Genomic DNA, 23,164 nt, shown 5'->3' with positions numbered 1-23,164 from the left:
CCTCTCCGGCGGACCACCCGTGGCCGCGGGGTCTGGCACGCGCATCTGCGGCGTTGTCGTCACTCGTCGACGCTCCCCCACGCTCGAACGCACTCGCGCGGGGGACCCCCATCGTCGGCTCCCTCCTCCGCCTTGCAGCCGCACGCACCAGACCCCGCTCAGGATGATCACGAGGCGCCGTTCGTCGGAGTCGGCGTGGTCGGCCGGACAGGCCCTAGAGGCGCCGCCAGCTCCAGGTCGTCGTCGCCTCCAGCGGCTCCAGCGGGGTGACCAGGCGCGGAGCGGTGTTCAGGCCGTTGGGCGGGCCGGTCTGCGGCTCGACGCACACGGCTTCTTCCTGCTCGTCGTAGACGACCACCCACTCCTCGCGGCTGGTCACCTTCAGCTCCAGCTGCCCCGGCCAGGTGAGGGTGACGTCGACGCCGTCGGGCATGCCGAAGCAGTCGTCCCAGGGGCCGGGCCTCGGGTCGACGCGGTTGCCGGTCGGCAGATGGTCGGCGCCGCGCTCCTCCTGCCAGGCGGGCTTGAAGTCCAGTGCCACGTCCTCGCCGGCCGCACCGTCCTCGCCCGCGAGGGTTCGGTTGAACCAGGGGTGCCAGCCGATCTGCGCCGGGAACGAGTCGTCCCGCGCCTCCACCGACATGGTCAGCGTCAGGCTGTCCTCGGTGAGCGTGACGACCTGGGTGACACGGCCGGGGTGCGGCCAGGGCTCGACCAGGTCGTACGTGATCACCGCTTCGTTCTCCGCGACGCGCGCGACGCGCCAGGCGCCGTCACGGGCGGTGCCGTGGATGGCGTGCGGCGGGGCGTTGAGCGGCATCTGGCGGAGGGCTCCGCCGTCGAGGAAGCGGCCGTCCCGGATTCGGCCGCACCAGGGCACCATCGGGAAGCAGCCGTAGCGGTGCCCTTGCCTCAGCAGTTCCAGGGAGTCGACCTTGAGGCCGCTGATACGGCCACCGTCGGCAGGGCTGACGTGTACCTCTGCGTTGCCTGCTGTCAGCGTGATGTCTTCGTTACTCACGGGATGACAGTACTGGGGGGATCGGCCGGGAATTCAACGTCTCTTGCGCAGGGCCCTTCCTACGACGATCGCCGATGCCACCACCAGCGCCGCCGCCGGTGCCGCCCAGCGCAACGCCGATGTCGCCGTGACCGTCTGGGGGGCCGGGACCGGGGCGTAGCGGCCGCGGGGTGGGGCGTGGTCGACCTCCTCCGCGCTGCGGCCGATCATCGTCCGGCGTGCGTGTGCGGCCTCGGCCGGGGGCTCGCCGGTGTCGGCGAAGTCGTCCGCGAGGCGGTCGGCCGCCGGGTCCAGCGAGGGCGGAGGGACCTCGGTGTCGAAGACGGAGGTGTGCTCGTCCGCACCCGCACCCGCACCCGCACCCGCGTCCTCGGGCCCCGGCTCGGACTCCGGCTCGCGCTCGGGCGCCTTCTCCTCCGGGGCCGTCGCCAGGCTCTCCACGAAGCGGTTCAGCAGGCGGGTCAGTGCCGTGGCCACCGTGTCCGGCGGCAGCTCGGCGATGCGGCCGTCCGCGTCCGCCGTGCCCTCGATCGTGACCGTCGTACCGCCCTCGGTCTCCGCGAGGCGCAGGGTGAGGGCGAGCTTCGCGGTGCCGGTGCCGCGGGCCTCGGCGGCGTCGCCCTCGACGGCGTACGTGCCGTCCTCGCGGGCGACCACCCGGGCTCTGCCCCGGTAGGTGACGGAGTGTCCGCCGACGCGCAGTTTCAGGCGTCCGGCGATGGGTTCGGCACCGGCGTCCTGCTGCAGACCGGGGACCGCCCGGGCGACGCGCGCGGGGTCGGCCAGGGCGTCCTTGAGCTGCTCGACCGGGACCGGGACGAAGACCTGGTGCTCCATGTCGGCTGAGCCTACCCAGGTGTGACCGGAAAGTACCCCCACCTGACCGGCCCGTCAGTACCGGCTCAGTAGCGGGGATGGACCAGCGTGGACGCCGGCAGCCCCCCGACCCGGGTCCGCTGCGCCGCCCGCGCGTCCGCCGTCAGCCCGGCCTGTGTCAGTGAGCGCGGGTGCCAGGGACCCAGCCGCAGGGACGGCGCGGTGGCCCCCGGCTCCGCCAGCAGGAACCCCCAGTCGTGCGGGGGTCCGGAGGTGCCCGCCGAGCGGTCGGGGCCAGCCGGGAAGCCGGAGTCATGACCGAGGACCCGGTAGGGGGAGGCGGCGAAGCCCGCCGCGCGCAGGGTCGCGGCGACCGTCCAGAAGACGCGGGGACGGGTGGCGACGGACCCGGCGTGCACGACGAGCCGGCCGCCGGGGGCGAGGACGCGGCGGGCCAGCCCGTAGAACTCCTGGGAGTACAGCTTGGTGCTGGCGGTGATGCAGGGGTCGGGGAGGTCGGCGATCACGACGTCGTACGACCGCCCCCGCGCCTGACGCAGCCAGCCGAGCGCGTCGGCCGTGGTGGTGTGGACGCGCCGATCGTCGTAGGCGTGGGCGTTGGCGGCGGCGAGGCCGGGGTCGTGGCGGGCCAGGCGGAGCAGGCCGGAGTCGAGTTCGACGATGTCCAGGCGGCGCACCCCGGGCCGCCGCAGCACCTCGCGGGCGGCCAGGCCGTCGCCGCCGCCGAGGATCAGCACGCGCGCGTGCGCTCCGCCGGACAGCGCGGGGTGGACGAGAGCCTCGTGGTAGCGGCGTTCGTCGCGGCCGCCGACCCGGAGCCGGCCGTCCAGGAAGAGGTCGAGGGGCGTGCCGTCGGTGCCGCCGCTGAGGACGACCTCCTGGACGTCGGTCTGTTCGGCGACCCGGACGTCCTTGCCGTAGACGGCGTGCCGGGCGGCGCGTTCGAAGTCGTCGGCCAGAGCGGCGGCGGAGCCGAGGACGCCCAGGACGACGAGGCCGCCGAGCAGCAGGGTCCAGCGGGCCCGGCAGGTCAGGTCGCGGCGGAAGAGGCCGAGCACCAGGGCGCCGCCCGCGACGACGTTGACCGTGCCGGTGAGCAGTGCGCCCGTCAACTGGCCGAGAAAGGGCAGGAGCAGGAAGGGAAAGGCGAGGCCGCCGACCAGCGCGCCCACGTAGTCGGCGGCGAACAGGTCGGCCACCGCGCCGCCCGCGTCCTGGTGGCGGATGCGCTGGATCAGCTCCATCAGCAGCGGGACTTCGGCGCCGATGAGCAGGCCGATGGCGAGGGAGAAGGCGACCAGCAGACAGCGCGGGCCCTCGGCCCACAGCCCGCCCCAGCCGCCGGTCCAGGCGAAGACGGCGTAGAGCGCCATCGCGCTGCACCCGCCGACCAGGGCGAGGACGGTCTCGATCGCGCCGAAGCCGACGGCCGCGTGCCAGCGCAGCCGCTTGGCGCCGAGAGAGCCGATGCCCATCGCGAACACCATCACGGACAGCACGACGGAGGCCTGGGTGACCGAGTCACCGATCAAGTACGAGGCGAACGCGACGAGTTCGAGCTCGTACACGAGCCCGCAGGCCGCGCAGACGAAGACACACACGAGGACCAGAAACCGCCCGGTGCCGGGCCGGACGGGCAGCCGGGCGGGGCCCGTCCAGGAGGCCGGGGCGCCCGGGGGCGCGGGGGCGTGCGGTTCGATCACGCTGCGACGTTACGTCACATGCTCGGTACGCTTCGTCACCCACACGTGTGTATCTGGGGGCAGTTGACGTCGTAGGGGTTTATGTTCGTGTGGGGTGTTCAGTTTTGCGTCCGCGTGGAGTGGTGGGTCTTGTTCCGTGCGGGGTGCTCGGGCCGGCTGTCCGGCTCCGCCCTCGGCACGCGCGCCCCGACCCGGGTGCGGGTGGCCACCAACTGGCCGTCCTGCGGGTAGGCGTGCCAGGTGCGCCAGTGCACCTGGCCCTCGTGGTACTGGGCCAGCATCGCGGTGAAGGCGTGCGGGCTGCCGGGGAAGACGCCCGCGAGGCCGTGCGGGTGGTCGGAGACAAGGGCGAGCAACTCCTGGGCGCGGCCCGCGAACGAGCCGGGTGTGAGCACCTCGACGCGTGCGGCGAACTCGTACTCCCAGTCGCCGACCCGCTTGGCGACGCCGAGCGGCAGCGGGGTGCTGGAGCCCGGAATGCATGCGACCGTCTCCGAACAGCTGCCGTGCTTCTCCTCCAGCAGCACCTGGTGGGAGGCGCCGAGCAGTCTCAACTGGAGCTTCGCTCCGGTGAGTTCCAGGTCGAGGGTGGCCAGGGCGGGCAGCGGCTCGCGTCCCAGAGCCCAGGCCAGGTCGGCAGCGCGCGTATCGGTATAGGAGGTGTTCAGGGTCGTGAGCATGGATCGGCTCCGCATAACACGCGATGAGGGGGGAGATCGGCCATGTCAGCCCAGCCGGCTCGGCCGGGTGGGGAGTCTCATTGACGTCCGAGGGGCTGCGTTGGCGATTGAGAGGGAATCATGAACAGAGGCGCCCCCACAGCGTTTTTACCCATCTTCGTGGGGTTTCCATCCCTCAGAGGGCTCCACTGCTCAACTGTTCAACCATGGCGTACGCCTGGCGCGGGAAAAGCACGGCGAGCGCCCGCCGGCTGCCTTCGCCCGGCGGGCGCTCGTGTGCGACCCGGATGTGGTTCCCCCGGAAGCTCAGCTGCCCCGTGTCAGCTGCCTCCCCCGCATCCGCCTCCGCCACCGCACGACGAACCCCCGCCGCAGGAGGAGTGCCCTCCGCAGGAGTGGCCTCCGCCGCAGGAGTGCCCTCCGTGGTGGCCGCCGTGATGCCCGCCCGACGAGCCGGAGTCGGCGGTGCCCGCCCACCAGCTGCCGCCGCCGTCGTACGACGAAGACGACGTGGACGACGCGGACGAAGAGCGGGACGACCGGGAGCGGCCGCGGCCGCTCTTGCCGAGCGACACCCGCGCCCGGCGCTTCCTGGACTCGCTCCTCAGCGCCCCTACGGTCACGAACGCGGCCACGGCCACGATGAAGATGATGCCGATTCCCATGGCGTCACCCTCCTTCCGTTCCCCCGAAGCGGCCCCTCGTGGACCGCCGTGACCCGCAGATGCCCGGCCCCCCGGAGGCGCAAAGCAGAGTTGAGGAACTCCAGAGCTTGGGCGGAGGATGGCCGGCATGACCTCCAGCGCACGCCCTCACCTCAATCGCCGGCTCGCCGAGTTCGGGACGACGATCTTCGCGGAGATGTCCGCGCTCGCCGTGGCGACCGGCTCGATCAACCTCGGCCAGGGCTTCCCGGACACCGACGGCCCCGAGGAGGTCAGGGAGGCGGCGGTGCGGGCGCTGCGCGAGGGCCGCGGCAACCAGTACCCGCCGGGCCCGGGCATCCCGGAGCTGCGCGCCGCGATCGCCGCGCACCAGCTGCGCCGCTACGGGCTGTCGTACGACCCCGACACCGAGGTGCTGGTCACGGCGGGCGCGACGGAGGCGATCGCGGCCTCGCTGCTGGCGCTGGTGGAGCCGGGTGACGAGGTGGTGGCCCTGGAGCCGTACTACGACTCCTACGCGGCGAGCATCGCGCTGGCGGGCGGGCGCCGGGTCCCGGTGACCCTGCGCCCCCACGACGGGAGTTTCCGCCTCGACCTGGACGAGCTGCGCGCGGCCGTCACCGACCGCACCAGGCTGCTGCTGGTCAACACCCCGCACAACCCGACCGGTACGGTCCTCACCCGCGCGGAGCTGGCCGCGATCGCCGAGCTGGCGGTGGAGCGGGACCTGCTGGTGGTCACGGACGAGGTCTACGAGCACCTGGTCTTCGACAACGCGGAGCATCTGCCGCTCGCCTCCTTCCCCGGTATGCGCGAGCGCACGGTGACGATCGGCTCGGCCGGAAAGACGTTCTCCTTCACCGGCTGGAAGGTCGGCTGGGTCACGGCCGTGCCGGAGCTGGTCAGCGCGGTCCGCTCGGTGAAGCAGTTCCTGACGTACGTCTCCTCCGGCCCCTTCCAGTACGCGGTCGCCGAGGCGCTCGCCCTGCCCGACTCCTACTTCGAGGAGTTCCGCCGCTCCATGCTGGCCCGCCGGGACATCCTCGCCGAGGGCCTCACGGCGGCCGGCTTCCAGGTCTTCCGGCCGGCCGGCACGTACTTCATCACCACCGACATCCGCCCCCTCGGCGAAAAGGACGGCTTCGCCTTCTGCCGCGCCCTGCCGGAGCGAGCGGGCGTGGTGGCCATCCCGAACGCCGTCTTCTACGACGACCGGGAGGCCGGGGCACCGTTCGTGAGGTTCGCGTTCTGCAAGCGCGAGGAGGTCCTCAGGGAGGCGGCAGAGAGGCTGCGGGCGCTGTAGAAGCGCCGCGAGGGGAACGCCCCCGAGGGGCGCGCGGCCGTATCGACATGCGGCTCCGCCGCGTGGGAGCGACCAGCCACGACGCACCCGCAGACGGGCGACGACGGACAGCACAGCGGCGCGTCACCGCACGGTCGCAGCACATCGTCACGCAAGGTGCTCAGGTGTGACCCACGCCAGCACCGCACTAGCCCAGCCCGTAGCCGCGCCGAAGCCGGCGCAGCGTACCGTGCGGGCGAGCTGGGTCGCCGTGGGCCTCTTCCTCGGCGCCCGGCTCACCGGGACCGCCGTGCTCGCCCTCGTCGCGCACAACGTCGGCAAGCATCCTCTGACGCTGCTCGCCCGGTCCTGGGACTCGGTCTGGTACCTGGGCATCGCCACGCACGGCTACGGCCATGACCTGCCCTCGCACGACCCCGGCCCGCACAGCGACCTGGCGTTCTTCCCGCTGTACCCGGCGCTGGTCCGTGCGATGACCACGCTGACCCCGTTCGGCGGCGGCGCGATCGGGCTGCTGTTCTCGTGGACCGCGGCCGCCGTGGCCGCCGCCGGGATCCACGCGGTCGGCTCCTGGCTGCACGGGCGGGCCACCGGTATCGCGCTGGTGCTGCTGTGGGCGCTGCTGCCGCACTCGGTGGTGCTGTCGATGGCGTACACCGAGCCGGTGCTGACCGCGTTCGCGGCCTGGTCGCTGTACGCGGTGCTGGCCGGGAAATGGCTGTGGGCGGGCGTTCTCGCGGCGCTCGCGGGGCTGTCCCGGCCGAACGGGTTCGCGGTCGCCGCCGCGGTGCTGGCCGCGGCCGGAGCCGAGGTGTGGCGGGCGCGCGGAAAAGTTTCCCACAGGCTGTGGACAGGCGCGGCGCTCGCCCCGCTGGGCTGGACGGCGTATGTGCTGTGGGTGGGCCGGCGCAAGGGCGATGTGCTGGGCGGCTACTTCGAGGTGCAGCGGCTTTGGGGGTCGAAGTTCGACTTCGGGCGGGGTTCGCTGCAGTACACGCGCGCGATGCTGCTGGAGGGCAGCCAGTTCGTGGTCCCGATGGCGCTCGCCGTCGTGGCGGTGGGGACGCTGCTGTACGTGGTGCTGCTGCTGGACCGCGCTCCGCTGCCGCTGCTCGTGTACGGCGGGATGCTGCTGCTGATCGCGCTCGGCGGCTCGGGGTTCTTCGAGTCCAAGCCGCGGTTCCTGCTGCCGGCGTTTCCGCTGCTGCTGCCGCTCGCCCAGGGCCTGGTCCGGACGGCAAGAACCCGGCCCTGGCACGCGACCGTGCTGGTCGCGGCCCTGGCCGGGCTCAGCTATCTCTACGGCGCGTACCTGGTGGTGTACGCGCAGGCACCGCTGTAGGCGGTGGCGGGGCTCACCCCCGTGCGGGGCCTATTCGGCGTCGCCCTCGGATCCGGCTTCGCCGTCGCCCTCGGGCTTGTCCGCCTCGTTGACGGCCTCCTCCAGGCCGAGCTGCTCGACGAGCCACTTGTCGAACTCGATCGCGGCCCGCACCCAGCTGACCGTGGAGGAGACGAAGTGGTTGATGTCGACGCCCGTGCCGATCAGCATCTGGGCCTCGCCGATGAGGCGGACCGTGCCGTCGTCATGGGTGTGGGTGTACACCTTGGGCCACAGGGTGCGGCGGTTCCAGTCGTCGACGGACTCCAGCAGCTGCGGCTTCTCGTCGATCTTGTGGGGGCGGTCGTAGAAGGTCCGCACCGAGAAGACCGCCTGCTCGTCCTCCCCTCGGAACATGAAGTAGGTGCGGAACTGCTCCCACGGAGCCGCGAGGTCGCCCTCCTCGTCGACGACGTACTTCAGCTCCATCTGGTCGAGGAGCTGCTTCACAAGGTCCTGATCCGGGAGGACGGGGCCGGCCGGTCCCTGGGGCTCTGGCTCGGGCTGGCCCCCGAAGTTCGGAATCGAGGACGGGTCGATGCTCACCGTGTTTTTCCCTTCATGCGGATTCCGCCATCCTCCCCCATCCGGGGAGGGGGGTGGCAAGCCCCGGCGGTCCCGTGTCAGCCCAGGGCTGACTTTGTTCCAGCCGCCGGGGACCCTCCGCCTACGGGTACCCCTCGCTAGAGCGTCTTCCCGGTCGACGGGCCCACCAGAAGTCCCTCGCCGAAACGGTCGACGCGGACCGTGTCGCCGTCCTTGACCTCGCCGGAGAGGATCTCCTTGGCGAGGCGGTCGCCGATGGCGGTCTGGACGAGGCGGCGCAGCGGGCGGGCGCCGTAGGCCGGGTCGTTCCCCTCCTCGGCGAGCCAGGCCAGCGCCTCGGGGGTGACCTCCAGGGTGAGCCGGCGCTCGGCGAGCCGCCTGCCCAGGCGGTCGATCTGGAGCTGCGCGATCCGCTCCAGCTCGGGCTGGGTCAGCGCCGAGAAGACGACCAGGTCGTCGAGCCGGTTGAGGAACTCCGGCTTGAAGGAGGCCCGTACGACCTCCAGGACCTGCTCCTTCTTCTCGTGCTCGCTGGTCGTCGGCTCGACCAGGTACTGGCTGCCCAGGTTGGAGGTGAGCACCAGGATGGTGTTGCGGAAGTCGACCGTGCGGCCCTGACCGTCCGTCAGGCGGCCGTCGTCCAGCACCTGGAGCAGGATGTCGAAGACCTCCGGGTGGGCCTTCTCCACCTCGTCCAGCAGAACGACGGTGTACGGGCGGCGGCGCACCGCCTCCGTCAGCTGGCCGCCCTCCTCGTACCCGACGTACCCGGGGGGCGCGCCGACCAGGCGGGCCACGCTGTGCTTCTCGCTGTACTCGGACATGTCGATGCGGACCATGGCCCGCTCGTCGTCGAAGAGGAAGTCGGCGAGCGCCTTGGCGAGTTCGGTCTTGCCGACACCGGTCGGGCCGAGGAAGAGGAAGGAGCCGGTGGGGCGGTCGGGGTCGGCGATGCCCGCGCGGGAGCGCCGTACGGCGTCGCTCACGGCCCGTACGGCCTCGGTCTGGCCGATGAGCCGCCGGCCCAGCTCGTCCTCCATGCGCAGCAATTTCTGTGTCTCGCCCTCCAGGAGACGGCCGGCCGGGATGCCGGTCCAGGCGGCGACGACGTCGGCGATGTCGTCCGAGCCGACCTCGTCCTTGACCATCGTGTCCTTGGCCGCCTCCTCCTCGGCCTCGGAGGCGGCCTCCAGCTCCTTCTCCAGCTGCGGGATCTCGCCGTAGAGCAGCTTGGCGGCGGTGTCGAAGTCGCCGTCGCGCTGGGCGCGTTCGGCCTGGCCGCGCAGGTCGTCCAGGCGCTCCTTCAGCTCGCCGACCCGGTTGAGGGACTGCTTCTCCTTCTCCCAGCGGGCGGTCAGGCCCCGCAGCTCCTCCTCCTTGTCCGCGAGGTCGCGGCGCAGCTTCTCCAGCCGGGCGAGCGAGGCGGGGTCGGTCTCCTTGCCGATCGCCAGCTCCTCCATCTTCAACCGGTCGACGGCGCGCTGGAGTTCGTCGATCTCGACGGGGGACGAGTCGATCTCCATGCGGAGGCGGGAGGCGGCCTCGTCGACCAGGTCGATGGCCTTGTCGGGCAGGAAGCGGGAGGTGATGTAGCGGTCGGAGAGGGTCGCGGCGGCCACCAGCGCGCTGTCGGCGATCTGCACCTTGTGGTGGGCCTCGTACCGGCCCTTGAGACCGCGCAGGATCGCGACGGTGTCCTCGACGGTCGGCTCGGCGACCAGCACCTGCTGGAAGCGGCGCTCCAGTGCGGGGTCCTTCTCGATCCGCTCCCGGTACTCGTCCAGCGTGGTCGCGCCGACCATACGCAGCTCACCGCGGGCCAGCATGGGCTTGAGCATGTTGCCCGCGTCCATCGCGGAGTCGCCGCCGGCGCCGGCCCCGACGACGGTGTGCAGCTCGTCGATGAAGGTGATGATCTGCCCGTCCGAGCCCTTGATCTCGGCGAGGACGGCCTTGAGCCGCTCCTCGAACTCACCGCGGTACTTGGCACCGGCGACCATGGCACCGAGGTCGAGCGCGACGAGCCGCTTGTCCTTCAGCGACTCGGGCACGTCCCCCTTGACGATCCGCTGCGCGAGCCCTTCCACCACGGCGGTCTTGCCGACGCCGGGCTCACCGATGAGCACGGGGTTGTTCTTGGTCCTCCGGCTCAGCACCTGCACGACCCGCCGGATCTCCTGGTCCCGCCCGATGACCGGATCCAGCCGGCCCTCGCGGGCGGCGGCGGTGAAGTCGGTGCCGAACTTCTCCAGGGCCTTGTACTGGCCCTCGGGATCGGCGGTGGTCACGCGGCGTCCTCCCCTGGCCTTCTTGAAGGCCTCCAGCAGCTTCTTCGCGTCGGCGCCCTGGCCTGCCAGCAGCTCACCGGCGGTTCCGCCCTTGGCGGCGATGCCGATCAGCAGATACTCGGTCGACAGGTAGTCGTCACCGAGGTCCTTGGCGCGCTCGCCGGCGTCGGCGAGCACGGCGAGAAGCTCACGGCTCGGCTGCGGGGGCGCAACCGTGGATCCGGTCACGCTGGGCAGCGCGGCCAGCAGCTTTTCCGCACCGGCGCGCACGGCCGCCTGGTCGGCGTCGACGGCCGCGAGCAGATCGATGATGTTCTCGTTGTCCTGCCCCTGGAGCAGGGCCAGGAGCAGGTGAGCAGGGGTGAGGTCCGCGTGCCCCTCGGTCACGGCCCGGTTGCTCGCCGTGTTGATCGCGTCCCGGCTCCTGTTGGTCAGCTCGGCGTCCACGTCGTCCGTTCTCCTCCTCGGCCACACTCTCCACTGCTGACTTAAGCAGCGTACACAAAGTTGAGTCTATTCCGCTCAAGGTAGGCGGGAAGCCGTGCGGGGGCTAGGTTGCGGGGCATGGCGATCCACTCTGAGCAGTACCTGGAGTTCTGGCGAGAACGCCACCTGTGCACCCTGACGACGCTCCGTCCCGACGGCAGCCCGCATGTGGTGCCGGTGGGGGTGACGTACGACCCGGAGGCCGGACTGGCCAGAGTGATCACCGCGGGGACCAGCGCGAAGGTGCGGCATGTGCGCGCGGCCGGGCCCGAGGGCGCCCGGGTGGCGGTGTGCCAGGTGGCCGGCCGGCGCTGGGCGACGCTGGAAGGGCGCGCACGGGTGAGGACGGAACCGGAACGGGTCGCCGAGGCGGTGCGGCGCTATGCCGAGCGCTACGAACGGGCACCGAGGCCGAATCCGGCGCGCGTGGTGATCGAGATCGCGGTGGAACGAGCGCTGGGGAACGGCTGAGATGACCGAAAAATTTCAGCCACCATGGCAGCACATCCATACCCATACATATCCCCGCAAACTGCAGCGGCGTCACCGTGTTCAGGTCACGGTGACGCCGCTGCGGGGGGAAGCACCTGAGCGATCTTTTACGACGGGGGAATCGCGTCAGGCACTGCGGGGGGTGGCCGAGATGGTCCTCACGTCCTGGTCCGCCGGCTCGGCAAGCCGGTGGTCCCGCTGGTCAAGATTCACAAAGATCATTCCGTACCGGACGGCACACCGCACCGGCTGGGGCGCGCCCCGCGGCTTGCGCAGGCACCGGTACGCCTGCACGTCCTCGTCCTCGTTCCGCGTCACGACGACCGGCTCACCGAACACGGTCACCATCAGCGAGTCACCACTGTGGGGGATGGCGGTGACCAGGTCGATGAAGTGCCAGCCGGAGCGGTATGCCGTGGCCATTTCGCGGCGGAAGGAACGATCGTCGGGTGGAGTGGTCATGACTGCACGATCCAGCTGCTGTCACTCGGGCTCGGGGCGACCCACGAACTGTCACCCGGGACATCGGATGCCGCGATCACCCAACTGCTGTCACCCGAACCGGCGGCAGCCACGCGCCAACTGCTGTCCTGCGCGACATCACTCTTCGTCCCCGCGTGGCCGGTCAGCGCCCCGAAGGCCAGTGCGGCGGAGAAGGCGGCGACAAGCGCCGAGCGAAGCATTCTCTTATGCATAGTCGGCTTCGTCCTCATTTGAAGGTCACCTCTCCCCCGTCCGAATACGACGATGGCCCATTCCGGCACGTCATGGCCACACAATCGATGCATCATGTTCCTGCACGTTCAGGACCCTGGGGGGTGGAGATTTGGCGATAAATGAGACTAAGCGGACACATCCCCACGGGCTGACCGACCTGTGCGAGGACGGGCGCCGCCTTTATGGGAACGCTCTCCGGACGGGACGACTGGCCCGTGCGGATGTGGAACCCGCGCCGTGTTTGATGGAGTTCGCCCTCCTGCATCCCGACCCCGACGACCCGAACTGGCTGCGCCCGGTACCCCCCTCGATCGCCCTGGCCCAGCGGCTCAACCCGATCGAGCACGAGATCAACCAGCGCAGGCGGCAGTCAATCGAACTGGCCGATGCTTTCGAGCCGTTCATGAGCATCAGCGCCCAGCCGACGTCGTCCACGCACTCGATCACCGTGCTGGAAGGCCTCGACCGGATCAACGCGGCACTGGATCTGGCCACGACCCAGTGCCAGACCGAGATGCTCACCGTGCAGCCGAGCCGCCGGCGGCTCGAACAGACCCTCACCAAGGCGCTGGAGCGCGACCGCCCGCTGATCGAACGCGGCTGCCGCATAAGGACGCTGTACCAGCACCCGGCCCGCTACAGCCCGGAGACGCTGGCGTACGTGGCCCAGTTCACCGACGGCAAGGTGGAGTACCGCACCATCGACGAACTCGTCGAACGGCTGATCATCTGCGACGAGACCGTGGCCTTCATCCCGACGCGCGACGACGGGGAGATCGCCCTGGAACTCCGGCACCCGGGGCTCGTCCGCTATCTGATCAAGGTCTTCGAGTTCATGTGGGCCCGCGCGGTCCCACTGAGCGCCGGCGCCCCCTACGAGACCGCCCCCGACGGCATCACGGAGATCCAGCACTCCATCGCCAAGCTCCTGGTCGAGGGGCACGTCGACGAGGCCATCGCCCGGCGGCTGGGCATGAACGTACGCACCTGCCGGGCCCACATCGCCAAGCTCGCCACCGCGCTGGGCAGCGGCAGCCGGGCCCAACTCGGCTTCCTCATCGCGCAGTCGGGGATGCTGGAGCAGGACCTCTGACACCCGGCGAAACGGGACCGGAACTGTACGGCCGCGCCCTGCGCGACGGGAGGGTGAGCGCGTGACGCATCGGGAGCACGGTGTGGAGGAGCTGTGCACCGCCGGCCAGGAGGTGTACGAACGCGCCCTGCGCGACGGACGGATCCCCGTCACCGACGCCGCCGACGTGCCCTGTCTGACCGACTTCGGCCTGCTCCACCCCGCCCTCGACGACCTCGGACTGCTCGAACCGGTGGCGCCGGCCGCGGCCCTGCACCGGCTGCTGCGCACCTCCGCGGCCCGCGTCGCCGAGGAACGTCGACGCGAGGACCGGCTGGTGGCGCGGTTCGAGCCGCTCATGCGGATCGACGTACGGCAGCGGACACCCGGCGCCGGCGCCGGTGGCGGCACCTCGATGCTGCGCCTGCTGAGCGGCACCGAGCAGATCAACCGGGCCATCACCGACGCGATGGTCGACGCCACCCAGGAGTCCCTCACCATTCAGCCGCACTCCGGCCTCATCGGCGCCCGCGGCGAGGCGGCCCGCGACACCGCCTTCCCGCGCGACCGGGCCCTGCTGGACCGCGGCGGGCGGATCCGCATCCTCTACCAGCACACCGTGCGCCATGTGCCGCTCGTGTACGGGCCGTTGGAGCACTTCCGGCACGGCGACACCGAGGCCCGCAGCCTCGACGAGGTGCCGGACCGGCTCATCGTCATCGACCGCAAGGTCGCCTTCGTCCCCGCGAACGAGGACGGCAGCCTCGCCCTGGAGGTCCGCCACCCGGCCCTGATCAAGTACTTCGTCACGACCTTCGACCGGCTCTGGCGGCTGGCCACGCCGATGTTCCCGAAGGCGGTGCAGCCGCCGTCGGTGGACGGCGTCACGCCCCGCCAGCGCGCCATCGCGGCCCTGCTGGTCGAGGGCCACACGGACGCCGTCATCGCCGACCGCCTCGGTATGAACGTCCGCACCGCCCGGCTGCACATCGCCAAGCTCGCGGCCACCCTCGGCAGCGACAGCCGGGCCCAGCTGGGCTATCTCATCGCACGCTCGGGGATTCTTGATCAGGAGCCGTGAACGCGCCGGCCGGCAGGGCGCGGCCGCGGTGGCCGTCCAGGCCGACCTGGGCGATCCGCACGCCCAGTTGGGTGCGGCTGGCGGCGCCGAGGGTCTCCGACAGGCGGGCGATGTGCGCACGGCAGGTGCGCACGCTGATGCCGAGCCGTTCGGCGATGACCGCGTCCTGGTGGCCCTCGGCGAGCAGCGCGGCGATGGACTGCTCGCGGTGCGAGATGCCCTCGATGCCGGTGTCGGGGAGGGGGGCCGTCAGGGGGATCGCGAGGCGCCACAGTCGCTCGAAGACCGTCACCAGGTACTCCACGAGGGCCGGATGGCGCAGTTCCAGGGCCATCGTGCGGTCGGCGTTGGCGGGGATGAAGGCCACCGTACGGTCGAACAGGATCAGGCGGTCGATCACCTCGTCCAGCGTCCTGGCCTCGACCGTGTCGCCCATCAGCTCCAGGTAGTTGAGCAGCCCCTGCCCGTGCCGGGCCACGTGCGTGTACAGGTCGCGCATACGCACGCCCCGGCCGCGCAGGGCCAGCGCCCGGTGCAGCCCCTCGGTCAGCTCGGCCTCCCGGCGGATGCCACCGGGCTGCACGGTGAGGACCTCGGTGGTGCACGCCTCGGTCGCCTCGTCCATCGCGGCCTGGATCCGGGAGAGCCCGTCCAGCACCCGGATCGCGCTGCCCTCGGCCGGTGCGGCCAGAGCACCCAGCTGGCGGCCGAGACCGGCGTACCACTCGAAGGCGGCCACCGCCGAGCCCACCCGGCGCTGGCTCTCGCTGACCTCGTCGTAGACCCCGCGCAGCAGCCTGGTCATGACCTCCTGCGGGGAGGTCGGCACCAGCCAGTCCATGTCGTCCGGGTCCGGGTGCAGCAGGGCCAGCTCCAGCAGGCAGGGCACCGCCTCGGCATCAGTGCGGGGCACACGCCCGCGGCGTACGGCCCGTGAGTACACCCGATCCCCGGCCGCGCACAGTCGGTCGGCGCCGTGTGGATGCTGCTCCGCCCCGCGCCCGGCCATCGTGCATTTCACCCCCGGTGTGCTGCCACTTCCGCAGCGCAACTATGCGCGGCGCCGACCGGGTCCGCAACACGGCTCACTCCAACAGGGCTGTCGCAAAACACCGTTATGTGCGGGTATCGACCATGCTCCACCCCTCGCATTGCAACAAGCTGAAGGTGGTGGGCCGGATCACGCCACGGCATCGTTGATCCCGCTTCCCCAGGTGTCCGGGGACACCCGGAGTGGCCCCGGCCTGGCACCCCCCGCCGCGTCGGGGCCGCCGCATCGCGTCCACGGGGGTGACGCGATGCGGGAAGCCCGGCCGAGGCGGCAGGGCGGTGCGCGAAGGGCCTACTTCAGGCCGATCGCCGCGCAGGCCGTCCTGTACTTGGCGGTGCAGATGTCGCCCACGGTGTAGATGCCGTCCGCGACGACCGTGGACCTGATGTTGCTCTTGGTCAGGGCGACCGGCTGGATCAGCTTGGCCGGGATGCCCTTCTGGCTGGGGCTGTCGACCTTGTCCTGGGTGAGCGCGTCGAACTGGATGTCCTTGCCCTGGACCTTTGCGACCGCCATCTGCGCGGCGGCCTCGGCCTCGTCCGGGTAGGCCTTGTAGACGCTCATGTACTGCTCACCGGCCACGATCCGCTGGACCGCGTCGAGTTCCGCGTCCTGGCCGGTGACCGGGGGCAGGTTCGTGACGCCGACGGCCTTCAGGGCCTTGATGACGCCGCCGGCCATACCGTCGTTGGCGGCGTAGACGCCGGCGATGTTGTTCTTGCCGATCGCGTCGATGGCCTTGGCCATCTCGGTCTCGGCGAGCTCCGGCTTCCAGTCCGTGGTGTCGTACGTCGCCGCGATCGTCACCTTGCCGTTCAGCTCCGAGAGCGCGCCCTCCTTGAACTGCTTGGCGTTCGGGTCGGTGGGCGAGCCGTTCACCATGACGACCTTGCTGGAGCTGTCGGCGCTTGAGCCGAGGCCCTGCAGCAGGGTGCGGCCCTGCACCTCGCCGACCAGCTCGTTGTCGAAGGAGACGTAGGCGTCGATCGGGCCCTCGGCGAGACGGTCGTAGGCGATGACCGGAATGCCCGCGTCCTTGGCCTTCTTCACCTCGGGGGCGATGGCGTGCGAGTCGACGGCGTCGAGCAGGATGACGTCGACCTTGTCGTCGATCATCTTCTGCAGCTGGGTGGCCTGCTGGGAGGCGTCCGCGTTCGCGTTCGCGTACTCGACGCCGCCCTTCTTGCCGGTGAGTTCGGCGACCTTGCTCTTGATGATGGGGTAGTCGAACTTGTCGTAACGGGTGTTGGCCTTCTCCGGCAGCAGCAGGCCCACGGTGAGGTCGTTGCCCTTGCTCGGGCTCGCGTCCGCGCCGTTCCCCGTCGCGTTCAGCACGCCACAGCCGGCGAGCGAGAGGGTCATCGTGGACGCGGCCACGGACAGGGCGATACGACGCATTCGAGGGCTCACTTCAGGTGCGTTCCGGACTCGGGGGCTGCTATACGACCCAGGTGTCTGAAAAGACAACGCGGATGCCACACCCGGCGTCAAGGTGAACTACTTAACGAGATGGCAACATCACGCTCCGCGCAGCGCGTGAAGGCCCAGGAAAATCACGTGAATCCACAGCCAAACGCCCTTTACGGACCCTTCACCGACCCACACCGGCCTCGTACACCCGACCGAACGTTCTCGGTCACAGCGCCCTCGGGTCATACTTGCGCGGGGACGGACGCGACTGGTCCGGTACTCGCGCCGCTCGGACTCGCCCGCCGGCTCGCTCAGGTCGTCCAGGAACCGGGTGTCGCAGACGCCACCGCCGTGGACACGGACGGGCAGGGCACGCCGGCGGCATAGGTTGGCGGCCGCGTCCAGGGACCCGATCAGGGGCAGCGGGAGACAGCCGCCGCCGCGGACCCCGAGTGCGGCTGGAACGGCCAGGGCAGCAGCATGGCCGCCTCCGTCACCTGGCCGCCACGGCGACGGCGACGACGCCCTGCTGACGACCATCCGCACGGCCGTGCACAGGCTGCGCGTCCACCTGCCCCGCCCGGCGCCCTCGGACGAACCCACCCGGCCACGGCACGGGGACGGCCGCCCCGGAGCCGCACCGCCGTCCGCCCGCGGCGCCCAGCATCCGCGCCGCCGTGGAGCGGGCGGTGGAGGCGTTCCCCGGCCCGTTCTCCGCCGCCGACGTGCGGCGCACGCTGCCGCCGGGTGTCTGCGGCGACCCGGCCAAGACGATCAGCAACGTGCTGTCCGCCCTGGTCAAGGCGGGCCGCCTGCAACGGCTTTCGCGCGGCACCTACGCACGGGCCGGGCACGGGGACCCCGCCGGCCCCACCGCACCGAGGATCCGATGACCGAACCGACACCGATCCCCTTCGCCCCGGTCACCGCGCCGCCCCACGGCGGCACCATCCGCCTCCTGGTCCATCCGGACGGCTCGACGGAGCAGCTGGACCGACCGGCGGTTCCACGGGCACAGGAAAGGGCCGGGAGGATCGTTCCTCCCGGCCCTCGCCGTGTTCGTTCTGCCGGTGTTCAGTCCTGCTGTCGCTTCGGTCGCCACACCACCAGTGCGCTGGTCTGCTGGACCTCCTGGTACGGGACCAGGTCGCGGCGGTAGGAGGCGTGGACGGCGGCCTCACGCTGCTGCATCGCGGCCGCCGCGCCGTCCAGGGCCGCCTCCAGCTCCGCGACGCGGGACTGCAGGGCGGCGACCTGGTTCTCCAGTTCGATGATGCGCTTGATACCGGCCAGGTTGATGCCCTCGTCCTGCGACAACTGCTGGACGGTGCGCAGCAGTTCGATGTCGCGGGCCGAGTAGCGGCGGCCCCGGCCCGCGGTGCGGTCCGGGGAGACCAGGCCCAGGCGGTCGTACTGGCGCAACGTCTGCGGGTGCAGGCCGGAGAGCTGGGCCGCCACCGAGATGACGTAGACCGGGGTCTCCTCGGTCAGTTCATACGGATTACGTCGACGGCCGTCCATCTCTCAGTCTCCCTTCGCGGCCTCGAACAGGTCCGCCCGCGGATCCTCGCCCGCGGTCGCCTCGCGATACGCCTCAAGTGCGTCACGAGCCTTCCCCGACAGGTCCTTGGGAACACGCACCTCTACGGTGACCAGCAGATCGCCGCGGGTGCCGTCCTTGCGGACCGCGCCCTTGCCCCGGGCGCGCATCGTACGGCCGTTGGGAGTGCCCGGGGGCAGCTTCAGGGTGACGGACGGGCCGCCGAGGGTCGGCACCCGCACCTCGCCGCCGAGGGCCGCCTCGGCGAAGGTCACCGGGACGGTCACCGTGAGGTTGTCGCCCTTGCGCCCGAACACCGGGTGCTCGCCGACGTGCACGACCACATACAGGTCGCCCGCCGGGCCGCCCCGCTCGCCGGGCGCGCCCTTGCCGCGCAGCCGGATCCGCTGCCCGTCGGTGACGCCCGCCGGGATGCGGACCTGCATCGTGCGCGAGGACTTCGCACGGCCGCTGCCCTTGCACTCCGGGCAGGCGTGCTCGGCGATCAGGCCGCGCCCCTTGCAGTCGGGGCAGGGGTCGGTGAGCGAGAAGCCGCCGCCCGAGCCCCGCGCCACCTGGCCGGTGCCGACGCAGGTCGGGCACACGCGCGGCGTGCCGTTCTTGTCGCCGGTGCCCGAGCAGGCCTTGCAGGGCGCCTGGGAGGACATCCTGAGCGGCACCGTGGCGCCCTCGATGGCCTCCGTGAAGCTCAGCGTGACCTCGGACTCGATGTCCTGGCCGCGCCTCGGCTGGGTCCGCGTGCCGGTGGCGCCGCCACGGTTGAACAGTCCCCCGAAGACATCGCCGATTCCGCCGCCGAAGCCTCCGCCCTGGGTGTTTCCGGTGCCTCCGAAGAGGTCGCCCAGGTCGAAGTTGAAGGAGCCGCCGGCGCCCGGCCCGGGGCGGAAGCCGCCGTTGCCGAACAGGGCGCGCGCGTCGTCGTACTCCTTGCGCTTCTTGGGGTCGCCGAGTATGTCGTTCGCCTCGGAGATCTCCTTGAAGCGCTCCTCGGCCTTGGCGTTGCCCTTGTTGGCGTCCGGGTGGAACTCGCGGGCGAGCTTCCGGTACGCCTTCTTGATCTCGGCCTCGGTGGCGTCCTTGGGGACGCCGAGGACCTTGTAGTAGTCCTTCTCGATGAAGTCCTTGGTGCTCATCCTCGACGTCCCTCCTTCCCCTCAGTGTCGTCGTCAGCCCTCGTCCGGGCCACCGTTCTCCCTGTCGTCGGCGGCGCCGGCCTGCTTCGCCTCGGTGGTCTCCTCGGCGCCCTCGGCCTTGACGGTCTGCGCGCCGGGCTGCGGCTCGGCGACGGCCACCCGCGCGGGGCGGATGGTGCGCTCGCCGATGCGATACCCGGGCTGCAGGATGGCCACGCAGGTCGTCTCGGTGACGTCCGGCGCGTAGCTGTGCATCAGGGCCTCGTGGATGGTCGGGTCGAAGGGCTCGCCCTCCTTGCCGAACTGCTGCAGACCCATCTTCGCCGCGACGGTCTCCAGCGACTCGGCCACCGACTTGAAGCCGCCGACCAGTTCGCCGTGTTCCCGTGCGCGGCCGATGTCGTCGAGCACCGGCAGCAGTTCGGTCAGGAGGTTCGCGATGGCGATCTCCTTGACCGCGATCCGGTCGCGCTCGACGCGGCGGCGGTAGTTCTGGTACTCGGCCTGGAGGCGCTGGAGGTCCAGCGTGCGCTCGTTCAGCGCCGTACGCACCTGGTCCAGCTGGGCCACCAGACCCGCGCTTTCGTTTCCGTCCCCGGCCGGGGCCGCCCCCTCTTCGGGGGCGGCCTTCGGCTCGGCGTCGTCGGGGGTCGCGCCGGAGGGGACGTCGGGCTTCTCCTCGAAGCCCGGGGTCTCCTCCGTCACGCGGCACCGTCCTTGCGCTCGTCGTCGACGATCTCGGCGTCGACGACGTCGTCGTCGGCCTTGGCGCCACCGGCGGTGGCACCCTCCGGGCCGCCGGCCTGCGCGGCCTGGGCGTCGGCGTACATGGCCTGGCCCAGCTTCTGCGAGACGGCCGCGACCTTCTCGGTGGCGGTGCGGATCTCGGCGGTGTCCTCGCCCTTGAGCTTCTCCTTCAGCTCGGCGACGGACTCCTCGACCTCGGTCTTGATCTCGCCGGGGACCTTGTCCTCGTTGTCCTTGAGGAACTTCTCGGTCTGGTAGACGAGCTGCTCGCCCTGGTTGCGGGTCTCGGCGGCCTCGCGGCGGCGGTGGTCCTCCTCCGCGTACTGCTCGGCCTCCTGGCGCATCCGGTCGACCTCGTCCTTCGGGAGCGAGGAACCGCCGGTGACGGTCATCTTCTGCTCCTTGCCCGTGCCCAGGTCCTTGGCGGTCACGTGCATGATGCCGTTGGCGTCGATGTCGAAGGACACCTCGATCTGCGGGACACCGCGCGGGGCCGGCGGCAGACCGGTCAGCTCGAACATGCCGAGCTTCTTGTTGTACGCCGCGATCTCGCGCTCGCCCTGGTAGACCTGGATCTGCACGGACGGCTGGTTGTCCTCGGCCGTCGTGAAGATCTCGGAGCGCTTGGTCGGGATCGTGGTGTTGCGCTCGATCAGCTTGGTCATGATGCCGCCCTTGGTCTCGATACCGAGGGACAGCGGGGTGACGTCGAGCAGCAGGACGTCCTTGACCTCGCCCTTGAGGACACCGGCCTGGAGCGAGGCGCCGATGGCGACGACCTCGTCCGGGTTCACGCCCTTGTTGGCCTCCTTGCCGCCGGTCAGCTCCTTGACGAGCTCGGCGACGGCGGGCATACGGGTGGAGCCACCGACGAGGACGACGTGGTCGATCTCGTTGATGGAGATGCCGGCGTCCTTGATGACGTTGTGGAACGGCGTCTTGCAGCGCTCCAGCAGGTCGGCCGTCAGCTGCTGGAACTGAGCCCGGGTGAGCTTCTCGTCCAGGTGCAGCGGGCCCTCGGCGGACGCCGTGATGTACGGCAGGTTGATCGTGGTCTCGGTGGACGAGGACAGCTCGATCTTGGCCTTCTCGGCGGCCTCACGGAGGCGCTGCAGGGCCATCTTGTCCTTGGAGAGGTCCACGCCGTGGCCGGACTGGAACTGCTTGACCAGGTAGTCGACGACGCGCTGGTCCCAGTCGTCACCACCGAGGTGGTTGTCACCGTTGGTGGCCTTCACCTCGACGACGCCGTCGCCGATCTCCAGCAGGGACACGTCGAAGGTGCCGCCACCGAGGTCGAAGACGAGGATCGTCTGGTCGTCCTTGTCGAGGCCGTACGCCAGCGCGGCGGCGGTCGGCTCGTTGACGATGCGCAGGACGTTCAGGCCGGCGATCTCGCCGGCCTCCTTCGTCGCCTGACGCTCGGAGTCGTTGAAGTAGGCCGGGACGGTGATGACCGCGTCGGTCACCTTCTCGCCCAGGTAGGCCTCGGCGTCCCGCTTCAGCTTCTGCAGGATGAACGCGGAGATCTGCTGCGGGTTGAAGTCCTTGCCGTCGAGCTGGATCTTCCAGTCGGTGCCCATGTGGCGCTTCACCGAGCGGATGGTCCGGTCCACGTTCGTGACCGCCTGGCGCTTGGCGACCTCGCCGACGAGCACCTCGCCGTTCTTGGCGAAGGCGACGACGGACGGCGTGGTCCTGGCGCCCTCGGCGTTGGTGATGACGGTGGGCTCGCCGCCCTCCAGAACGCTGACGACGGAGTTAGTCGTGCCCAGGTCGATGCCGACCGCACGTGCCATGGTTGATTCCTCCAGCTGACTTGAGTGGAACGGACTCAAGCATGCATGACTCTCCCCGCCGGGTCAACAGACCTGAGTCGGGCGGGCTCAAGTCTTATCCGTTCCTTACACGCAACTGGCTGCTGACCTGCGTCGATACCGTCTGCTGGGACGACTGGACAGGAATCCCAAGGAGTACGACCACCACCAGCAGCGCCCCTCCGGCCACCCAGAGCACGGCCCCCTCGCCCGTCCATCCGGTGTGCACGAGCACCCCCACGAGCACCGCCGAGAAGGAGCCCGCACCCAGCAGAACGACCGAGCCCGGCGGGGTGAGCCCGAGCCGCCGCAGCCGGTGCGCGAGATGGTCGGGGCCGCGCCGCAGCAGCGGACGCCGGGCCAGCCCCCGGGCCAGGACCACGAGGAGGGCGTCGGCGAGGGCCACCGCACCGAGGCAGAACATCACCGCCGCACTCGATGCGAGGTCGTACCCCGCACGCGTGAAGACCAGGGAGGACGACAGCAGGAACCCGGTGAACAGCGAGCCGCAGTTGCCGAGCCCGATCCGCGCGGGATGCCAGTTGTGCATCAGGAAGCCGGTGAGGGCGGCGGCGAACACGCTCAGCAGGACGGCGAGCCCGTCCATGATCTCGGCGGCGGCGCAGGCCCCCGCCCCGAAGGCGGTGACGACCCCGACGGTGCCGGCCAGCCCGTCCGCGTGGTCGAGCCCCTTGAAGGCCAGCGAGGCCGCGACGATCCACCCCACGGCCAGCATCCCGCCCAGCACCCCCGTCTCGCCGTACGGCACCACGCAGAGCGCCGCCACGGCCGTACCGGCGACGAGCACGCGCGGGCGGAGCCGCCAGACGTCGGCGACCAGGCCCAGCGCGGCGACCGAAGCGGCCGCGACGACCAGTTCACAGACGCCCTCCCCGAGCGGGGCGACCCCGGTCCACTGCCCGACCCCGGCGACGAGACAGGTGACGAGCACCACGGCGAGCCCGCCGAGCAGCGGCAGCCGCCGGTGCAGACGCCGGTCGACGATGCCCGCCCGCAGCGCGGGCACCCTGAGCAGCGCCGCGAGGAGGGCGGCGAGAAGGAGGGCTGCGGTGGCGGCGGCGATCCCGTAGAGCACAGCCCTAAGGTAGGGGCGAATGTAGCAATTCGGTACGAATAACACGATCCGATGACCCGTGGGATGATGCGCATCAC

At 70.9% G+C, this 23,164-nt stretch carries 22 protein-coding genes; 7 read left to right on the top strand and 15 right to left on the bottom strand.

Annotated features, from left to right (window positions below; genetic code table 11):
- Nucleotides 1-214: 214 nt before the first annotated feature.
- From AV521_RS35440 to AV521_RS35425, 4 genes are all read right to left on the bottom strand, one after another.
- A complete protein-coding gene (locus tag AV521_RS35440; protein WP_076094494.1) occupies nucleotides 215-1,021 on the bottom strand; it encodes an aldose epimerase in 807 nt (268 codons plus the stop codon).
- Nucleotides 1,022-1,054: 33 nt separating this feature from the next.
- Nucleotides 1,055-1,858 (bottom strand): SRPBCC family protein, encoded by an 804-nt coding sequence (locus tag AV521_RS35435; protein ID WP_076094492.1) that lies wholly within the window; start codon nucleotides 1,856-1,858, stop codon nucleotides 1,055-1,057.
- A 65-nt stretch (nucleotides 1,859-1,923) separates the two neighbouring features.
- Nucleotides 1,924-3,561 (bottom strand): polyamine aminopropyltransferase, encoded by a 1,638-nt coding sequence (locus AV521_RS35430; RefSeq protein ID WP_076094490.1) that lies wholly within the window; start codon nucleotides 3,559-3,561, stop codon nucleotides 1,924-1,926.
- A 98-nt stretch (nucleotides 3,562-3,659) separates the two neighbouring features.
- Complete coding sequence (locus AV521_RS35425) at nucleotides 3,660-4,241, bottom strand: DUF2617 family protein (RefSeq protein ID WP_256725798.1); 582 nt, start codon at nucleotides 4,239-4,241, stop codon at nucleotides 3,660-3,662.
- Nucleotides 4,242-4,706: 465 nt separating this feature from the next.
- Here AV521_RS35425 and AV521_RS49625 point away from each other — a divergent pair, with 465 nt between their 5' ends.
- The 3 genes from AV521_RS49625 (at nucleotide 4,707) to AV521_RS35410 (ending at nucleotide 7,551) form a co-directional block, all read left to right on the top strand.
- A complete protein-coding gene (locus tag AV521_RS49625; protein WP_179023632.1) occupies nucleotides 4,707-4,958 on the top strand; it encodes a hypothetical protein in 252 nt (83 codons plus the stop codon).
- A gap of 66 nt (nucleotides 4,959-5,024) precedes the next feature.
- Nucleotides 5,025-6,209, top strand: a complete 1,185-nt coding sequence (locus tag AV521_RS35415) for a pyridoxal phosphate-dependent aminotransferase (protein WP_076094488.1) — start codon at nucleotides 5,025-5,027, stop codon at nucleotides 6,207-6,209.
- A 166-nt stretch (nucleotides 6,210-6,375) separates the two neighbouring features.
- The gene (locus AV521_RS35410) at nucleotides 6,376-7,551 is read left to right on the top strand and encodes a hypothetical protein (RefSeq protein WP_371917091.1); all 1,176 of its coding nucleotides are present in this window, start codon (nucleotides 6,376-6,378) and stop codon (nucleotides 7,549-7,551) included.
- Nucleotides 7,552-7,581: 30 nt separating this feature from the next.
- On the opposite strand, the gene AV521_RS35405 is transcribed toward AV521_RS35410, so the two are convergent.
- Nucleotides 7,582-8,136 (bottom strand): YbjN domain-containing protein, encoded by a 555-nt coding sequence (locus tag AV521_RS35405; protein WP_076094486.1) that lies wholly within the window; start codon nucleotides 8,134-8,136, stop codon nucleotides 7,582-7,584.
- A 137-nt stretch (nucleotides 8,137-8,273) separates the two neighbouring features.
- Entirely contained in the window at nucleotides 8,274-10,871 is a 2,598-nt protein-coding gene (gene clpB, locus AV521_RS35400; protein WP_076094484.1) for an ATP-dependent chaperone ClpB, read from the bottom strand.
- 117 nt (nucleotides 10,872-10,988) lie between these two features.
- Here clpB and AV521_RS35395 point away from each other — a divergent pair, with 117 nt between their 5' ends.
- Nucleotides 10,989-11,381, top strand: a complete 393-nt coding sequence (locus tag AV521_RS35395) for a pyridoxamine 5'-phosphate oxidase family protein (protein WP_076094482.1) — start codon at nucleotides 10,989-10,991, stop codon at nucleotides 11,379-11,381.
- 147 nt (nucleotides 11,382-11,528) lie between these two features.
- Here AV521_RS35395 and AV521_RS35390 read toward each other — a convergent pair whose 3' ends face one another.
- On the bottom strand, nucleotides 11,529-11,864 hold the full coding sequence (locus AV521_RS35390; protein WP_076094480.1) for a hypothetical protein: 336 nt from the start codon (nucleotides 11,862-11,864) through the stop codon (nucleotides 11,529-11,531).
- A complete protein-coding gene (locus tag AV521_RS35385) occupies nucleotides 11,861-12,085 on the bottom strand; it encodes a hypothetical protein (protein WP_079249558.1) in 225 nt (74 codons plus the stop codon). The genes AV521_RS35390 and AV521_RS35385 overlap by 4 nt, the downstream gene beginning before the upstream one ends.
- A 143-nt stretch (nucleotides 12,086-12,228) precedes the next feature.
- Here AV521_RS35385 and AV521_RS35380 point away from each other — a divergent pair, with 143 nt between their 5' ends.
- Complete coding sequence (locus tag AV521_RS35380) at nucleotides 12,229-13,212, top strand: helix-turn-helix transcriptional regulator (RefSeq protein WP_076094477.1); 984 nt, start codon at nucleotides 12,229-12,231, stop codon at nucleotides 13,210-13,212.
- Between the two features lie 61 nt (nucleotides 13,213-13,273).
- The gene (locus AV521_RS35375; RefSeq protein WP_076094475.1) at nucleotides 13,274-14,272 is read left to right on the top strand and encodes a helix-turn-helix transcriptional regulator; all 999 of its coding nucleotides are present in this window, start codon (nucleotides 13,274-13,276) and stop codon (nucleotides 14,270-14,272) included.
- On the opposite strand, the gene AV521_RS35370 is transcribed toward AV521_RS35375, so the two are convergent.
- Complete coding sequence (locus AV521_RS35370; RefSeq protein ID WP_076094473.1) at nucleotides 14,235-15,281, bottom strand: LuxR C-terminal-related transcriptional regulator; 1,047 nt, start codon at nucleotides 15,279-15,281, stop codon at nucleotides 14,235-14,237. The two genes, AV521_RS35375 and AV521_RS35370, sit on opposite strands and share 38 nt — an antisense overlap.
- Before the next feature lie 333 nt (nucleotides 15,282-15,614).
- Nucleotides 15,615-16,721, bottom strand: a complete 1,107-nt coding sequence (locus tag AV521_RS35365; RefSeq protein WP_076094472.1) for a sugar ABC transporter substrate-binding protein — start codon at nucleotides 16,719-16,721, stop codon at nucleotides 15,615-15,617.
- 701 nt (nucleotides 16,722-17,422) lie between these two features.
- Between AV521_RS35365 and AV521_RS51460 the strand changes: the two genes are divergently transcribed.
- Nucleotides 17,423-17,626 (top strand): type IV toxin-antitoxin system AbiEi family antitoxin domain-containing protein, encoded by a 204-nt coding sequence (locus AV521_RS51460; RefSeq protein ID WP_256725797.1) that lies wholly within the window; start codon nucleotides 17,423-17,425, stop codon nucleotides 17,624-17,626.
- A 181-nt stretch (nucleotides 17,627-17,807) separates the two neighbouring features.
- Here AV521_RS51460 and AV521_RS35355 read toward each other — a convergent pair whose 3' ends face one another.
- The 5 genes from AV521_RS35355 to AV521_RS35335 form a co-directional block, all read right to left on the bottom strand.
- Entirely contained in the window at nucleotides 17,808-18,254 is a 447-nt protein-coding gene (locus AV521_RS35355; protein WP_023547970.1) for a heat shock protein transcriptional repressor HspR, read from the bottom strand.
- Nucleotides 18,255-18,257: 3 nt separating this feature from the next.
- A complete protein-coding gene (gene dnaJ, locus AV521_RS35350; RefSeq protein ID WP_076094470.1) occupies nucleotides 18,258-19,427 on the bottom strand; it encodes a molecular chaperone DnaJ in 1,170 nt (389 codons plus the stop codon).
- A gap of 33 nt (nucleotides 19,428-19,460) precedes the next feature.
- A complete protein-coding gene (grpE, locus tag AV521_RS35345; protein WP_076094468.1) occupies nucleotides 19,461-20,132 on the bottom strand; it encodes a nucleotide exchange factor GrpE in 672 nt (223 codons plus the stop codon).
- Nucleotides 20,129-21,973, bottom strand: coding sequence for a molecular chaperone DnaK (dnaK, locus tag AV521_RS35340; RefSeq protein WP_076094466.1), 1,845 nt, complete (start codon nucleotides 21,971-21,973; stop codon nucleotides 20,129-20,131). Before dnaK ends, grpE begins: the two co-directional genes overlap by 4 nt.
- Nucleotides 21,974-22,067: 94 nt before the next feature.
- On the bottom strand, nucleotides 22,068-23,087 hold the full coding sequence (locus AV521_RS35335; protein WP_076094464.1) for an MraY family glycosyltransferase: 1,020 nt from the start codon (nucleotides 23,085-23,087) through the stop codon (nucleotides 22,068-22,070).
- Nucleotides 23,088-23,164: the final 77 nt, after the last annotated feature.

Source organism: Streptomyces sp. IMTB 2501 (assembly GCF_001953885.1).
Lineage (GTDB): Bacteria > Actinomycetota > Actinomycetes > Streptomycetales > Streptomycetaceae > Streptomyces.
Note: the sequence above shows the minus strand (reverse complement) of the source record. Positions and strands in the feature narration are given on the sequence as shown.